The sequence below is a fragment of the Lactobacillus sp. M0396 genome, assembly GCF_016101625.1.
Lineage (GTDB): Bacteria > Bacillota > Bacilli > Lactobacillales > Lactobacillaceae > Lactobacillus > Lactobacillus huangpiensis.
Map to the genome: position 1 here is coordinate 1 of NZ_JACFQE010000028.1, position 312 is coordinate 312.

A 312-nucleotide genomic window follows, 5' to 3' on the forward strand; every position below is an offset into this window, starting at 1 on the left:
AAAAGCAGCAAATATTGCAAGTCAAGATGTAACATTGAGACAAACAACTGCCGGAGTGGTAGCTGGAGATCAATCTCATATCATTGTCAATAAGAAGGTAATGCATAATGCTTATCTTTATGATCAAAATGGTGTTCGTGCAAACGGCTTGATAATAAATTCTGGTTCAAATATAGATGTAGTAACCCAGAAGGTTATCAATCAGAGGATCTACTATGAACTTGACGATGGCTTGTATATAGCTGCAGGAAATATCGATGCCAAGAAACTGAAATTGAAGCATAATGCCTATGTATACAGTAAATATGGTAA

At 35.6% G+C, this 312-nt stretch carries 1 protein-coding gene; it reads left to right on the top strand.

Annotation, left to right across the window (positions count from 1 at the left end; all coding sequences use genetic code 11):
- Positions 1-312, top strand: a 312-nt coding sequence (locus tag H3T43_RS09325; RefSeq protein ID WP_198214178.1) for an SLAP domain-containing protein, incomplete at both ends; no start/stop codon positions are given.